This is a genomic window from Paenibacillus sp. P46E (assembly GCF_001909095.1).
Lineage (GTDB): Bacteria > Bacillota > Bacilli > Paenibacillales > Paenibacillaceae > Paenibacillus_AQ > Paenibacillus_AQ helianthi.
Map to the genome: position 1 here is coordinate 190,259 of NZ_LVYZ01000055.1, position 13,782 is coordinate 204,040.

The window sequence follows — 13,782 nt, forward strand, 5'->3', positions numbered from 1 at the left end:
CAAGTTAAATGATAACGCTTCAAAACTCCAGTTCTGTCAAATTGGTAACAATTTCTTAGGCATAGGTTACAAAATTGTGATATATTAATAACTGTTAGTTTTACAAACACCAGGGCATAAGCATACGTACATACGTCCGGAGTTATTTTGAAGCAGCATGAACAGGGTTTTCCCCCGGGTCTGACTGCGCTACTAATGAAGGAGGAAATCATGAAAATCAAATTTGGAGCCGTTGCAGCACTCGCTGCAGCCATAGGAATCAGCACACTGATACAAGCCGCACCCGTCCAGGCAGACAGTATACATATCGCAGGAGATACTACCACCTATTATACTCTATCCAATCATTATGGCATAAGCATGGATAAAATTATGGATGCCAATCCGAATATTCCGGCAAGTAATATTTATCCCGGACTTAGGCTCTCAATCCCTGGCATTCTCAAAGCACAGAATGTTGCGGCTGCAGAACCTTCAGCTAAAGAATCAACAGGAGTGTCACTCTTAAGTGTAGAGCCCCAGAGCAACACAGTTCAAGCCTGGGGTAAGGAGTACAGCTACGGCAAAGTGCTTCAGGTAAAAGCAACTGCTTATTCCTCTGCTGCCAGTGAGAATGGCAAATGGGGTGCAGTTGACTATTTTGGCAATCCGCTGAAGCTGGGTACCATTGCTGTGGACCCAACTGTGATCCCGCTTGGAACTCAGGTATTGGTAACTGGTTATTCTCATCCTGGGTTGCCTAAACAGGCATTTCTTGCTACGGCAACGGATATGGGAAGTGCGATCAAAGGGAACCGCATTGATATCTTTATCCCTGGCAGTCAAAGCTTTGTTGCAGATTTTGGTTTCCAATATGTGCAGCTGTTTGTAATTGAATAGACTCAAGACTCAAAAGGAAACGAAGCATGCCGAAGCACGGCAGTCCTCGTTTCCTTTTTTGTAAAACCGCAGATTCAGGGCTAATCAATATTCATGTTCTTCCTTACTTTTCTTTGCTGACCTGGAGCATCTGCGGGACGGTCACAAAGGTATAACCCCGTTTGCGCATGATGCTGATCACTTCGGGGAGAGCCTGAATTGTTCCCAGTAAATTGCTGCCCCGGCCTCCGCCGCCATGCTGCAAGATAATGGAGCCCTTACCTGCGTGGGTAATGATATTATTCCGTACTTGTGATTTCGGCAGTCCCTTCCAGTCCAGGGAGTCTACATTCCAGTTCACGAGCTTGTACCCATGGGCTTTGGCCCATTTTAGCTGCTGTTCACTGATGTCTCCATAGGGAGGACGGATCAGCCGCGGCTTATAGCCGGCCATCGTATTGATGATATTTTCAGTGCGGATAATCTGGGTCCTAAAAGCATTTACACTGATTCCACCAAACTTCGGATGGTTATAGGAATGATTGCCGACGGCATGGCCTTCCTTAATCATCCGGGCCACAAGTTCAGGGTGTTTCTCTGCCCGGCTGCCCACGACAAAGAAAGTAGCGTGAACATGATTCCTGCGCAGCACGTCAAGCACTTGTGGAGTGAATCGGGGGTCCGGAACGTCATCGAATGTGAGTGCGATGTGCTTGCGCCGAGGCCCTTGGGTCTTGATCGTTTCAGGATATTTGCGAAGCAGCTGGCTGAGGGTAAGGGTTTCCGCCCGTTTTTGGGATTGGGACGCTGTTCGCGAAGAGCCTGCGGGGATCGCCTGGTCTTCGATGGGCGATTCTGCAGGTCTCGTACTTCCATCCAGTGGCGGCAACAAGACGGGAGACTCAGGAAAGGCCGCTGCAAGCTCTCCGGCGGAAGCGGGGCTGAGCAGACTGAAGCAGACAATCACTGAAATGAGCAGATTTCGGCTGATCTGCAGGCTTTTCATCAAGGTATGCCTCCTTTTTATGTTTTTGACAACAATAGTGGAATCTCCGGGAAATGATTCTGCTTATCTTGTTATCCCCTTTATCAGACTGAATTATTCTGGATCATCAAGCTTCTGATTATGATTTATCGGCACAGAAAATACGTGTATACTAAATTGGAGAATAACCTGAAATTGAATACGTGAATTGCGGAAAGGAAGGAATGGAGATGCCCGATTTATTTGCTCCTTATGAGTTGAAGGCTTTGACCTTAAAAAATCGGATCGTGATGCCCCCAATGTGCCAATATGCTGTAGTCAAGCAGGATGGTACCCCAAATGATTGGCATTTCGTTCATTACGTCAGCCGCGCCATCGGCGGCACCGGATTCATTATTGTGGAGATGACGGGGATCCATCCGGATGGCCGGATTTCAAATCAAGATACAGGAATCTGGAGCGATGAACATATTGAAGCGTACCGGAGACTTACGGAAGCTGTACATGTTCATGGCGCCAAAATAGCTGTTCAGTTAGGACATGCTGGCCGAAAGGCGCTAGATGCCAATCCTCCCGTTGCACCATCAGCTATCCCGTTCGACGCCAACTCCAAAACACCGCAGGCGCTCACAAAAGAAGGAATCGTTGAACTGATTGCAGCCTACCGTGAAGGTGCACGGCGGGCCGTGGATGCTGGATTTGATACCGTAGAACTTCATGGTGCACACGGTTATCTCATTCACCAGTTCCACTCTCCGCTCACTAATGTCAGAGATGATGAATATGGTACAGACCCAATGCTGTTCGGGGAACAGGTGACTAGAGCGGTGCGGGAAGTACTCCCAGCTGAAATGCCGCTGATTATGCGGGTCTCCGCCAGGGAATATGTAGAAGGCGGTTATGATGAAACCTACGCTCTTGAATTTTGCCGGCGCTACAAGGCAGCTGGAGTGGATATGTTCCATGTATCCTCGGGCGGTGAAGGACCGATTGGATCAAATGGTGGACCCAATGCAGGACCGGCCTACCAGGTTGATCTGGCAGAGTATATCCGCAGCGGACTCCAGATCCCTGTAATTGCAGTAGGACGGCTTGAATCCTATGAAGAGGCGCAGTCCATTGTTACTGAAGAAAAGGTAGAGCTTGTTGCTGTAGGCAGGGGGATGTTAAGTGACCCGTATTGGGCGCTGCACGCCGAGGAAGCTCTTGGCGGTGTTGAAAAGGCTAATGTGCCTAAGCCATATGAACGAGGAGTTTGGAAGCGGAAATAGACTGCTTATGAATGTGAACTTTATCACAGATTTTAAGTTCCTTCTAAGGCATGGTTATTAAGATTAAATTTGAAGGAGCTTGATAACTTGGCTACGGTGATTAGTAACGAACGGCTGGCGGATGGAGTGTATCACCTTCGGGTTGAGGGGGATCACGGTGGAACGATGGGGCAATTCTACATGTTGCGGGCATGGGGAGCCTATCCCTTGCTGTCCAGACCGCTGAGCATACATCAAGTAAACGAAGATGGTGTGGATTTTTTGTATCATGTGGTGGGTGAGGGAACGAAAATACTGGCTGGGCTGGAACCCGGAGATTCTGTTGAGCTCGAAGGGCCTTTTGGCACCGGATTTCCTGCGGTTGAAGGAAAGGTTGCTCTGGTAGGCGGTGGAATTGGGATCGCGCCTCTGTATTACTGTGCCCAAGAGCTTCCTGGCAGTGATATTTATCTGGGCTTCAGCCGGGAAGCGTTCCGTACAGAAGCATTTCGTCCTCTGGCTGCCGAACTGACAGTTAATGTTGGGGGTTTAGTGCTTGATAGCGTTGATTTTACAAGCTATGACCATATATTTGTCTGCGGACCTCATCCGATGCTCAAAGCTGCTCAGCTGAAAGGCATAGCTGCAGAAGCGGCTGGCAAGAGACCTAATGTGTATTTATCCTTAGAGAACCGTATGGCTTGCGGAATTGGCGCCTGTCTTGTATGCAGTGTCTCCTGCCGTGACGGTCAGCGCAAGGCTTGTGCTGACGGACCGGTATTCCTCGCGGATGAGGTGATCTTCAATGATTAATCTGACAGCCAATATAGCAGGTGTCCACTTTAAGAATCCGATCATTATGGCTTCCGGAACTTTCGGGTTTGGCCGTGAATATAGCAAGCTCTATGATGTATCGCTGCTGGGGGGCATCTCAGGCAAAGGTCTTACACTTCATGCCAAGGCCGGTAATCCTGGTGTCCGTGTATTTGAAACGGCTTCGGGCATGCTGAACAGTGTCGGACTGGAGAATCCGGGTGTTGAAGCATTTCTCGCCAAAGAACTTCCTTATTGGGAAACGCTGGATACTGCCCGTTTGGTGAACCTGGGAGGCAACACACTGCCTGATTATGTGCTGGGTGCGGAGCTGATTCAGCGAGACGCCGATGCGCGAAGCGCTGCTGGCAGACCTGCCGTGGATATGATTGAGCTGAATATCTCCTGCCCTAACGTTAAGGAAGGCGGGATCGCATTTGGTGTCAAAACTCCTGCTGCACAGGAGGTAGTCCGTGCCGTGAGAGCCGCAACCAAGCTGCCGCTTGCTGTGAAACTGTCTCCGAATGCCGAGGATATCGCTGAAATGGCTGAAATGTGCCAGGAGGAAGGCGCAGATGCTATTTCGCTGATCAATACCATCTCTGGAATGAAGATCGATGTCCGCCGCCGCCGTAGCGTATTCAATAATTTATATGCCGGATTATCCGGGCCTGCGATCAAGCCGGTGGCACTGAGAATGGTGCACCAGGTAGCGAAGCGGGTAACGATTCCGGTAATCGGCATGGGCGGAATCACTTCGGCTACAGACATTATCGAATTTATTATGGCCGGGGCAACAGTAATTCAGGTTGGAACGTATAACTTCATGAATTTGCGCGCAGGCAGTACGCTTGTTGAAGAATTGCAGCAGTTTATGATAGAGGAGAGCATTTCGTCTCTGGATGAAATCCGTGGCATCATCTAGATGATTTCAGTATGGAGAATCAAGTCTTCTCTTCCCTGAGATATCTTTGTGAGCAATGGTTAATATAATGGAAAAGGGGAGATACTCATGTCTTCTCCAGAGCTGTACCCAGGCGATATTGAATTGTCTGCCACTGAGGTCGGCCGTGATTTGCTGCTGCTGATTACCGGGGGCGCCCGTCACATCGGCGCAGCCAGTACCGCTTACATGGATGAGGGGGAAGTTAAAGTAACTACTTCAGCGGTACCTCATCACAAGGAGCATACGATCACTGAGTCGATTGCATTACGTGTTGCTGCTGCTCTACAACGGACGGTTACCGTAGTTATGGGTATTCACTACGACCATTTGACCCGGGAAGGCATTGCAAGTGTTGTGGAAATCGTGAATTTTAAAGTCGATCAATATTTATTTGGGCAAAATTTGAAACGATAATGGCACTTCCTGCGTAAAAGATAACAAATAAGCAACTCACTTTTATTTTGGAGGAATGAACCATGTCTATATTTAAAAGATTGCGTGATTTAACGATGTCCAATGTGAATGCGATTATCGACAAAGCCGAAGATCCGGTTAAGATGACGGACCAATACATTCGTGACATGACCGAGGATTTGGAAGACGCTGAGAAAGCTGTAGCGGCCCAAATTGCCATTGAGAAAAAATTCAAGCAGCTCTATGAAGAACAGGAAGCGCTCGTGAACAAACGCAATCAGCAGGCACATGCTGCTGCTCAGGCAGGCAATGCTGACCTGGCGCGACGTGCCCTGGAAGAGAAGAAGGCTGCGGAAGCCAAGCTTGTGGAATACAAGGCGAGCTTCGATCAGAACAAGGCCTCTGCGGATAATCTGCGGGGCAAGCTGGAGGAAATGCGTAAACAGCTTACCCAGATGAAGAACAAACGTGAGACACTGGTTGCACGCTATAATGCAGCTAAGGCCCAAACCGAAATCAACAAAGCCATGAGCGGCTTCAGCTCTGATTCTGCTTCAGCCGGTCTGAAACGCATGGAAGACAAAATGCTGCAGGCGGAAGCCCAGGCAGAAGCCAGCAACGAAATGAGCTCCGGCAACAAATCGCTGGATGATGAATTCGAGAAGCTGGGTAAGGATCAGGCGGTTGAAGATGAATTGGCTGCGCTGATGAAGCAGTACGACAAACAACAATAACATATTGGCAGAAGCCGCAATATAAGGCTCGTGTCCACAGGCGAAGGGGAGACAGAAAGACGTTTCTCCTTCGCCTTCTCTATGCTGCCCGTCAGGGCAGGCAAACTGAACATCGGAGGCTAAACAATGGATTTCCACACTCTGGTGTCCATGGTAGTATGGACGCTGTGCGGCTCGATACTGCTGTGTGTGCTGATGTACGTGGATTCGCTCTTTACCCGATATAACGATTTGGAAGAGATCCGGGCAGGAAATATGGCGGTTACCATGCGGTTTGTGCTTAAGCTGCTGGCACAAGGTTATATTCTCTCGTCCTCCATTGCCTCTACGAACAGTTTGGGAGATGCACTGGTGGTCTCTATAGTTTCCTTTGTTCTGTTATTCTTCATGGAAAAGATAGTAAGACTTCTTTTGTTCCGCTGGGCAAAACTCGACCTGGATCATGGTACAATGCTGGGCAAAATAGGCTATGGTGTATTGGCAGGCTCGCTGCATGTGACAGGTGCATTGATTATAGCGGCCTTTATCAAGGGCTGAAGTTTGGATATTCAAAATCATGCGTGTGAACAAAACCTTTAAAAAGGAATGATTCATTTGAGTATATGGAAACGTATTGGCAATATCTTCTCCAAACCTGAGGCACCGGCTGTGCCCAAGAGCATGTTGAACCTGTCTGCCGGAGATATTTGCGAGGTATCGCTGGTGACCTATGAGGTAACAGGACGTACACAAACCAGCGGCCGCAATGCTGTGGTTCTGACACTGCGTGATGGCAGCCGTATTGCCTATATGCATATTGAAGAACGGGAGCAGCTCCAGTATGCATTATATCAGCCGATTGACGGGCGTCTGGATGATCCTGCCGAGGTCCCGGCAACCTTAGAGTTGGACGATTATACTTATTATCTGGAAGAGGAATATGAGGGATATGCGTCAGTGTCAGGCCAAACTCCTTACATGAATGGCGGTCAACAGCATGTCTGGCAGTACCAGTCCGATGAATCACGTCTTCTCCGCGTTGAATGGCAGAATGGACGGTTTATGCTATACGAGGGTGAAAAGGTGATCCCGGGAGATGTAAAGGTTATCCGTGCCTGATGTCAATTACAAGTGTATCATCAATTTCCAGCTTTTATCCTATGAATCCTGACAAGATGCCTCCATTTTTTTTGTGGGGGCATCTTTTTTGTGGGGTAACACAGTGGAACAAATATCGCATCACCAGTTGTCATGTTAAAATAGGTTAGAATAGCGGTGGCTTTGTTCTGGCAATGAAAATATGGGACAGAAGAGGTTGGGTGTATATGAACAGCAGAGAGGAAACAACACATTCTAAATTTCATCGTAAGGCGCTCCAGGTTAAGGAAGCCCAGTCACGGGTCATTGAATATGCGAAGGTGCTTAATTCAGAAGAAGTGCCTTTATATCAAAGTCCAGGGCGTTATTTGGCTGAACCTGTCTATGCGCCGCATCCGTTTCCGGCCTTTAACCGTTCCGGTATGGACGGGTATGCACTTATTGCAGCCGATACTGAAGAGATGGATGAAGGGAACTTGGTCTGGCTGGACATTGTGGACAACATTCCATGCGGAGCAGTGCCTTCTGTCGATATACGTCGGGGGACAGCTGCCCGGATAATGACAGGAGCTCAGGTACCGGAGGGAGCGGATACGGTAGTGATGCTTGAAGCTACGGAGAGCAGGGACGTAGACGGTCTCCTCCAGGTAGGCATACGCAAGCCGCAAAAGGCGGGCCGGAACGTCACTCCGCGTGGCTTTGAGCTGAGGGAAGGAGAGCTTGTGCTTCCTGCAGGAAGGATGATTAAGGCCGGAGATATTGCGGTTCTGGCCGCTTTTGGAATTCCCTTTGTAAAGGTGATCCGCAGACCCAAGGTAGGTATATTCGCAACTGGAACCGAACTGCTGGAAGTGCATGAACCGCTCGTTTCAGGTAAAATACGCAACAGCAATTCGCCAATGCTGGAGTCACTGGTCCGGGAGAGCGGCGGAGACCCGGTGATGCTTGGCGCAATAGTGGATGATATTGAACTGGCACGAAGCAAGGTGCAGATGGCACTCGAGAGCTACGATCTGGTGATTACCACCGGAGGAGTATCTGTCGGGGATTATGACATCATGGGAGATTTGATCCGCGAGAACAGCGGTGACATGCTGTTTAATAAGGTAACCATGCGTCCCGGAAGTGTGACAACGGCTGCCGTGCGTGGAGGTACGCTCTTGCTGGCACTGTCAGGTAATCCAGGAGCCTGCTTTGTTGGATTTCATTTATTCGCTCGGCCTATTATCCTACAAATGCAGGGATCCGTTCAGCCCTTTCTGCCGGAATGGACAGCAGTGCTAGGAGCAGAATATTCCAAAGTGAACAACTACACCCGGTTTGTCCGTTCCCGTCTGGAGATCCAAGAGGGCCGCCTTTACGCTTTTCCGGCGAACATAGACGAATCGTCTGTCATGGTAACGATTAAGGACAGTGACTGTTTAATTGTAGTTCCACCGGAAGAACGGGGCCTGTCTGCAGGGGATTCCGTGAAAGTGCTTAAGCTGCCCGGGGAAATTCGGGTTTTATAGAGTCTGGCTGGATGATAAAAGGTGGGAGGCAGTTGAAATGAGGAGGCGTAGACAGCAATCGCTAAAGTGCTCGAAGAATACAAGCAGCCCTGCTGTGTGTCAGATTGTCGGATACAAAGATAGCGGTAAAACGACCCTGATCTGCGACTTGATTCCACTCTTGCGGCAGAGAGGCTGTTCTGTTGCGGTAATCAAACATGACGGTCATGAATTTGAGATAGATCATGAGGGAACGGATACCTGGAAGCAGCGGCAGGCTGGAGCTTCAGCGGTTGCCATTACAAGCGGGGGGCGAACATCTGTCATTCAGGAACGGGGAACCAGCCTGGATCAACTGATCGTATCCTTTGCGGACTATGATTTTGTGCTGGTGGAGGGATTCAAGCAGGAACGATATCCTAAATTCGTACTGATCCGCAGGGAAGAGGACCTTAATATACTTAGCGGGACAAGCCATATTATTGGAGTGGTCACTTGGAATTCGATTCAAGATCATCCTTCTCTGCTGAAAAATTCGGCTATTCGCCGATTTGATATTAACGACAAGACAGAAATAGCCAGCTTTATGTGGCAGCAACGGTCTTATTTTCAAAATTTCAATATATGAAAAATTCATAATAGATGACATATAGTGCTGCAGCTCCAGGATTAGTTACGCCTTACAGATCTCTGTCACAAAGAACAGCGGCCCGGTTCCCCAAAAAGAGGAGCTCGAGGCCGCTGTTTTGCATCCCGTTTACAATCAAGCCCAATGTTCAGGACGTGCAAGTGCGTCAGGAAGCTTGGTTAACGCATCGCCCTTTGCCGCATTGAGCTGGGATTGGGTCAGGAAGAGGGTATCTGTGAGATCTGCCCCGCAGAGATTCGCGTCGCGAAAATCAACGCCAATCAAATCGGCTCCCCTCAGGTCAGCACCGCTAAGGTCTGCCGCAATCAGATAAGCACCACGCAGGCTGACACAGCGCAGTTCGGATTTTTTGAGCTTTGCCCCGATCAGGTCGGCACCTCTACCATAGTTTTTGGGTCGTTTGGGGACATTCTTCAGTTGACGCCTAGCGGCATCACGTGCCAAATCGCTTGTCCGCAGCAGCAACTCGTTAATTTCTGCTCGGTGAGTAGGCACGTCCACCTGCAGCAGTGCCTCAGCAGGCAGTAGAGTCATCCGCGTAGTCTGCTCAAGTGCGGCATGGAGCTGGCTGTGGATCGGCCCCGAGGCCGGTAACTCAAGTGCTTGGGTCAGATAGTACATCAGCTCATGAAGATGTCGCACTACCGGGAAGACCTCGAACATTAGAGCCGCTGATTCCGGTGCCGCCCGCCAGTCCCTGCCGGCAAAGGTGTAATGGGACACCTTGGGCCCTGCACCGAAGCATTCGTATACTGTACAACCTTTGAATCCTTGGGCTCTCAACCCGGTATGAATTCCACAGCGGAAGTTATCCCGAAGATTGGGACAAGGCTGGCCCGCATTTTTGTTAATCGCAAAATCTGTTGATGCGGCAAAGGGCAATGCGGCACAGCAAAGGCCGAAGCACTCTTCACAGTTGGATTGTAAATTCATATGATGAAACATTTGAGACAATAACTCCCTCCGCAGATGGGTATTCAGCTCTCCAGACGCCGCTCAATCGCTTCAGACATCGTTTTGTCTGTAAGATGGGCATAGACTTCGGTTGTTTCCGTTGAGGCGTGTCCGAGCTGTTCCTTCGTTTTGTAGATATCATTTTGCAGATAATAGTCCGTGGCAAATGAGTGGCGCAGCTTGTGCACAGTCAAGTACGGCTTGCCGAACCGTTTGGCGTATTTAATAATCATCTCCTGGATTGCACGCTTGGTCATCCGTTTGCCTTCATGACTTCCATTAGGCAGAGCAATGAACAACGCCTTTTCTTTCTTGGGCGTCTTGTAACGGGACTGGCGCAGTGTTAGATAGAGGGAGAGATCATCTTTGGCTTGCTCCCGGAAGTAGACCGGAGTCTTGAATGTTTCATCATTGTGACCCTTACGGTAGACATACAGCAGCTTGTTGTTCACATCCAGATCATCCACATTGAGGTTGACCACTTCTGAGACACGGAGGCCGGAGTTGAGAATAAGGCTGGCGATACAGGCATCGCGTTCACGGTTGAGCTGAAACGAATAATAGGCTTGTTTATTTGCTTCAATATCGCGCCCATACCCTTCATAAATATACCCTACGAACTCCAGCAGTTCTTCGTCTTCCAGAATCTTGCCTTTGAGCTTAGCGGCGGTATCTTTAGGTTTGTGAATACGCTTGATCTCAACCTTGGCCATCACATTGCGTTTGAGCAAAGGATAAAAGTTCTCGTCCTCGGCGATCTGGCTTAAATAATGGAATAGTGAACGAAGGGCAGACAGCTTACGCGAGACGGTAACTTTGGAATTCATACCCTCTGCACGTGTTGTCAGATGCATGCGGTAACCGACGATACTGTCCATATGCAGCGTCTCCAGATCCAGCAATGTAATCTCTGAGAGGCTCGCGGCCTGGGTAAGTCCCTCCCCACAAAGCCAGCCGAAGAACGATTCATAATCGCGGATGTACTCCAGCAGGGTAGAGGGCGAGAGATCTGGTCGTTTGTAGTCAATGAACTGCTGCACAAACCAGGGCATGTGAACCACTTTTTGGTCGAGATGTATGCGGTCAGTGTTTTTTTGGATGCTCAAAACTTTTTCACCTGCCTTAAGGGTGCTGATTATTCAGCGGACTAGTCTATCTGGTTTCTTCCTATTTTATCATGTTTCATGGCTTTTAGCCGGAATTCACAGCTCTTATACGGAGGCTGCCTTGCTCCTGAAGGGACAAAGTTATAGAATGTGTAATAAAAGTGAATCTCAGAGGTGACCCCATGGAACTTGGAATCGAGCTGGTTCCCAAAGAGCAGCGCCACACCATCAGCAGACTGATGCAGTTTTATCTATATGACTTTACCCGCTATCTGGAGCTTGAGGTGGACCGTGACGGCATGTTCCCGCCATATCCCGGCCTGGAGGCTTACTGGAATAGCGGTAACAATAAATTCGCCTATTTATTTACGGTGGACGACAAGATTGCCGGCTTCGCCTTAGTGGACAGGCTGCTCCGCAGTTCGGAGGGGCAATTTTACATGACAGAGTTTTTTGTGATGCAAAAATACCGCCGCAGCGGAGTAGGCACATGGGCCGCACACCGGTTGTTCGATATGTTCCCTGGTGACTGGAAGGTATCGCAGATTCGCGCCAATACTCCCGCACGCAATTTCTGGCACCGGGTCATCGGTTCCTACACTGGCGGTGAATTCAAAGAACGTTTTAATTCCAAGCAGGGGAATCCCAGTCAATATTTCAGTACATTAAGTATTAATAGAGTGAATAAATAAAATAACAAAAAAAGGATCGAATATACAACTCATTCAGTGAGCATAAAGCGGCAAAATAGTTCGTTACTGTGCAACTTGTAGGGATTTCCAGCGTCTGGATATTGAGGTGATTGTTCATGTCCAGCATCCCAAAAATCTTCTGGATAGGCTGTGTATCTGTTATAGCTACGATAAGTTCAGGCTGTAGCAGTCATTCAAATTCTCAGACTCAGGAGTCAAAAGCAAATCCATCACAAGTAAGTTCCGCTCCCTCTGCATCTGCAACTACTGTGCCTACCGCTGAGGCAACTTCTTTGCCTGCAGCAAAATCAGTCGCATTGATCAAAGACGGAGTGCCTGAATATGACGGAAGCGGAAGGGCCTATATGACTGGAGGCACGGAGCTGAAGGCCGATTATTCCAGTGATCTGAATTTGCCGCTAGCGGTATTTATGCCGGAGAACTTGATCCGTTTTGAGAGGAACGGCAGAACAGCATGGGGGACAAGCGATAAGGCGAACTGGATCTCTTTTCGCAAATTTCAGACAGATGATTCTGCTCCGGCAGGTGCACACAAACCTGAAATAGCCGATGGTGCTGCTGCCCTGCTTCAATATAAGGAATATCAGGGCGGCTATTCCGATGGAAACAGCAGGGTAGATGTATTCAGAATCCGAGCCAAAGAGCAAGTCTATCAAGCTGAAATCCGAACCATACCAGAGCAGCGGGAAGAGCTCCTGCCCCTGTTCATAGATATCCTGAGAGAAGTTCAATACATGAAGAAACGGACACCACTGGTTGCCGGAGTTTTTATTCAGGAGCCTAATGTTGGAGGGGGCAAAGAGAACAGACAGATGCTGAATGAGGTCATGATCTGTCTCCAGGCCATAGTTACACATGACAAAAAGAAGTTTATGAGCACTATGTACTCACCGGAAACCGGAGACTACCTCAACTTCTTCATCAATAACTCGACATCTTACCGTTTTACAGAGATGACCTATGAGGGTATCCCTGCAGAAGGTACGCAGAGGGCAAATTTCAATGTTAGCTATCAGTTTATGACGGATGAAGGCTATCAGGCCGACAAGAGCTATACAATCTCATTACTGCGAAACAAGCAAGGGGAGTGGAAGGTCGCGAATATCGATTGAAGAGTGGAATGAAGAGGAGGGCGTACCGTATTAGTGCGGTATGCCTTTTTCCTATTTTTATGAAGTCAAAGCCGAAGGAGCCATTCCTATACAGTAAGGTTACATAATAATAAATATGTTAACTATAATAAGGTTGCGTTATTCAGTATTTATCTATAATTCTTTAGGACTCTTCAGGTCTTACTTCTTGTACACCGACTGTTGATACGGGAGTAACCCAAACTTTGTAAAGTATGCCTTCAGGGGTATAATCATAATTTGTGTACACCAGAAATTGAGGATCAGAAATTGTATTCCGCCAAGTCCGTTCATATACAAGAACATGGGCCAGCATCCAATTTGTTGTTATATAGCCGCTGTAGAGGTATCCAATCTCGTTGTAAGGTCCGCTCATTATCCATTCATGCGCTTCATGAAAGCTGTCTACACTCATCGTTTCGGTATGCCAGAATATATCTTCGGGTTCTTTCCTGTACCGGGAGTGGGGAAGACCAGTCCTATTAGGAACTGGCTTGCCCGTGAATTCCACATAGGTTGCATCTAATTTTTCGTCATCTTTCAAATGAGATCCCTCCCTATCACTATTTTCCTTATTATAGCAAAAAAGAGGTCGTGAAGTCAGTGGCACGCTGGAAATAGGAGTGAGGAGGATACTTTTGCGGATAAAATATATAATACTTT

The 13,782-nt window shown here is 48.4% G+C and carries 16 protein-coding genes; 12 read left to right on the forward strand and 4 right to left on the reverse strand.

All coding sequences use genetic code 11. The features are described from left to right. The first annotated feature begins 210 nt into the window (after positions 1-210). Positions 211-879 (forward strand): 3D domain-containing protein, encoded by a 669-nt coding sequence (locus tag A3849_RS21395; RefSeq protein WP_074113241.1) that lies wholly within the window; start codon positions 211-213, stop codon positions 877-879. Positions 880-982: 103 nt separating this feature from the next. On the opposite strand, the gene A3849_RS21400 is transcribed toward A3849_RS21395, so the two are convergent. Continuing rightward, complete coding sequence (locus A3849_RS21400; protein WP_074113242.1) at positions 983-1,864, reverse strand: polysaccharide deacetylase family protein; 882 nt, start codon at positions 1,862-1,864, stop codon at positions 983-985. A 209-nt stretch (positions 1,865-2,073) separates the two neighbouring features. Between A3849_RS21400 and A3849_RS21405 the strand changes: the two genes are divergently transcribed. From A3849_RS21405 to mobB, 9 genes are all read left to right on the forward strand, one after another. Then, positions 2,074-3,114 (forward strand): NADH:flavin oxidoreductase/NADH oxidase, encoded by a 1,041-nt coding sequence (locus A3849_RS21405; protein ID WP_074113243.1) that lies wholly within the window; start codon positions 2,074-2,076, stop codon positions 3,112-3,114. 87 nt (positions 3,115-3,201) lie between these two features. Next, positions 3,202-3,906: a dihydroorotate dehydrogenase electron transfer subunit gene (locus A3849_RS21410; protein WP_074113244.1), complete on the forward strand. Its 705-nt coding sequence runs from the start codon at positions 3,202-3,204 to the stop codon at positions 3,904-3,906. Beyond that, positions 3,899-4,831, forward strand: coding sequence for a dihydroorotate dehydrogenase (locus A3849_RS21415; protein ID WP_074113245.1), 933 nt, complete (start codon positions 3,899-3,901; stop codon positions 4,829-4,831). Before A3849_RS21410 ends, A3849_RS21415 begins: the two co-directional genes overlap by 8 nt. Positions 4,832-4,918: 87 nt before the next feature. Next, positions 4,919-5,266, forward strand: coding sequence for a prenylated flavin chaperone LpdD (gene lpdD, locus A3849_RS21420; protein WP_074113246.1), 348 nt, complete (start codon positions 4,919-4,921; stop codon positions 5,264-5,266). A gap of 62 nt (positions 5,267-5,328) precedes the next feature. Next, positions 5,329-6,000, forward strand: coding sequence for a PspA/IM30 family protein (locus A3849_RS21425; RefSeq protein WP_074084504.1), 672 nt, complete (start codon positions 5,329-5,331; stop codon positions 5,998-6,000). A 126-nt stretch (positions 6,001-6,126) separates the two neighbouring features. Continuing rightward, the gene (locus tag A3849_RS21430) at positions 6,127-6,537 is read left to right on the forward strand and encodes a DUF350 domain-containing protein (protein ID WP_074113247.1); all 411 of its coding nucleotides are present in this window, start codon (positions 6,127-6,129) and stop codon (positions 6,535-6,537) included. Positions 6,538-6,594: 57 nt separating this feature from the next. After that, positions 6,595-7,098 (forward strand): DUF4178 domain-containing protein, encoded by a 504-nt coding sequence (locus tag A3849_RS21435; RefSeq protein WP_074113248.1) that lies wholly within the window; start codon positions 6,595-6,597, stop codon positions 7,096-7,098. Positions 7,099-7,304: 206 nt separating this feature from the next. Then, a complete protein-coding gene (locus tag A3849_RS21440) occupies positions 7,305-8,588 on the forward strand; it encodes a molybdopterin molybdotransferase MoeA (protein ID WP_074113249.1) in 1,284 nt (427 codons plus the stop codon). Positions 8,589-8,625: 37 nt separating this feature from the next. After that, positions 8,626-9,195, forward strand: coding sequence for a molybdopterin-guanine dinucleotide biosynthesis protein B (mobB, locus tag A3849_RS21445; RefSeq protein WP_074113250.1), 570 nt, complete (start codon positions 8,626-8,628; stop codon positions 9,193-9,195). Positions 9,196-9,330: 135 nt separating this feature from the next. Here the strand turns inward: mobB and A3849_RS21450 are convergent, their stop codons facing one another. Both A3849_RS21450 and xerS read right to left on the reverse strand, forming a co-directional pair. Continuing rightward, positions 9,331-10,161, reverse strand: a complete 831-nt coding sequence (locus A3849_RS21450; protein WP_083613616.1) for a pentapeptide repeat-containing protein — start codon at positions 10,159-10,161, stop codon at positions 9,331-9,333. Positions 10,162-10,193: 32 nt separating this feature from the next. Next, complete coding sequence (xerS, locus tag A3849_RS21455; RefSeq protein WP_074113251.1) at positions 10,194-11,276, reverse strand: tyrosine recombinase XerS; 1,083 nt, start codon at positions 11,274-11,276, stop codon at positions 10,194-10,196. Between the two features lie 182 nt (positions 11,277-11,458). Here xerS and A3849_RS21460 point away from each other — a divergent pair, with 182 nt between their 5' ends. Then, positions 11,459-11,968, forward strand: a complete 510-nt coding sequence (locus A3849_RS21460) for a GNAT family N-acetyltransferase (protein ID WP_074113252.1) — start codon at positions 11,459-11,461, stop codon at positions 11,966-11,968. Positions 11,969-12,261: 293 nt separating this feature from the next. Further along, on the forward strand, positions 12,262-13,101 hold the full coding sequence (locus A3849_RS21465; RefSeq protein ID WP_074113253.1) for a hypothetical protein: 840 nt from the start codon (positions 12,262-12,264) through the stop codon (positions 13,099-13,101). A 163-nt stretch (positions 13,102-13,264) separates the two neighbouring features. On the opposite strand, the gene A3849_RS21470 is transcribed toward A3849_RS21465, so the two are convergent. Then, positions 13,265-13,663 carry a hypothetical protein gene (locus tag A3849_RS21470; protein WP_256700849.1) on the reverse strand — a complete coding sequence of 133 codons (399 nt, stop codon included), beginning with the start codon at positions 13,661-13,663 and terminating at the stop codon, positions 13,265-13,267. Positions 13,664-13,782: the final 119 nt, after the last annotated feature.

Coding starts and splice junctions, on each gene's coding strand:
- A3849_RS21395 (WP_074113241.1), top strand. CDS start 211: ATGAAAATCAAATTTGGAGCCGTTGCAGCACTCGCTGCAGCCATAGGA.
- A3849_RS21400 (WP_074113242.1), bottom strand. CDS start 1,864: ATGAAAAGCCTGCAGATCAGCCGAAATCTGCTCATTTCAGTGATTGTC.
- A3849_RS21405 (WP_074113243.1), top strand. CDS start 2,074: ATGCCCGATTTATTTGCTCCTTATGAGTTGAAGGCTTTGACCTTAAAA.
- A3849_RS21415 (WP_074113245.1), top strand. CDS start 3,899: ATGATTAATCTGACAGCCAATATAGCAGGTGTCCACTTTAAGAATCCG.
- lpdD (WP_074113246.1), top strand. CDS start 4,919: ATGTCTTCTCCAGAGCTGTACCCAGGCGATATTGAATTGTCTGCCACT.
- A3849_RS21425 (WP_074084504.1), top strand. CDS start 5,329: ATGTCTATATTTAAAAGATTGCGTGATTTAACGATGTCCAATGTGAAT.
- A3849_RS21430 (WP_074113247.1), top strand. CDS start 6,127: ATGGATTTCCACACTCTGGTGTCCATGGTAGTATGGACGCTGTGCGGC.
- A3849_RS21440 (WP_074113249.1), top strand. CDS start 7,305: ATGAACAGCAGAGAGGAAACAACACATTCTAAATTTCATCGTAAGGCG.
- mobB (WP_074113250.1), top strand. CDS start 8,626: ATGAGGAGGCGTAGACAGCAATCGCTAAAGTGCTCGAAGAATACAAGC.
- A3849_RS21450 (WP_083613616.1), bottom strand. CDS start 10,161: ATGTTTCATCATATGAATTTACAATCCAACTGTGAAGAGTGCTTCGGC.
- A3849_RS21460 (WP_074113252.1), top strand. CDS start 11,459: ATGGAACTTGGAATCGAGCTGGTTCCCAAAGAGCAGCGCCACACCATC.